Annotated in this window: 1 protein-coding gene; it reads left to right on the top strand. The window is 37.5% G+C overall.

The genetic code is table 11. From position 1 onward, the window contains the following. On the top strand, positions 1-538 hold a 538-nt coding region (locus JCM25354_RS19555; RefSeq protein ID WP_148301567.1), incomplete at both ends, for a leucine-rich repeat domain-containing protein.

The raw sequence follows: 538 nt of genomic DNA, 5'->3' as shown, positions 1-538 counted from the left end.
TATTAGAAACAACGACTGAAAAATTGACAATTCCTACAGGCATTACCGAAGTGGCACAGAATGCAGCAGTCGGTAGCTATCTGAAACAACTTGATTTAAACCAAACAAAGATAATTGGTAATAACGCTTTTCATTCGTGCAGTGCATTAGAAAGCGTAAAGATAGGTAAAGATGTTAATAAGATTGGTCAGGGAGCATTTACTAACTGCCAATTCATCGAAGCTTTTGTCGTAGATGAACAAAATAGTAACTATGTGGAAAAAGATGGTGTGATCTTTACAAAAGATGGTAAAAACCTTTTACTTTACCCATGCGGAAAGAAAAACGATTATACTGTGCCAGAAGGTACGATAAAGATTGAAGATTTTGCTTTCTCCGATGTTCAGAATTTAGAGAATGTTACAATAGCAAAAACTGTAAAGACTATCTGTCCGTCCGCTTTCAAGGGTGCTAAGATACTGAAAAAGGTGGATTTTCAGGGGACTACAAACCTCGAGACTATCGGAGACCACGCTTTTCAGAACACGAAGTTGGAGAA

The sequence above is a fragment of the Asaia prunellae JCM 25354 genome (assembly GCF_000613885.1).
Lineage (GTDB): Bacteria > Pseudomonadota > Alphaproteobacteria > Acetobacterales > Acetobacteraceae > Asaia > Asaia prunellae.
The sequence above is the reverse complement of the archived record's forward strand: the minus strand, read 5'-3'. Positions and strand labels throughout refer to the sequence as shown.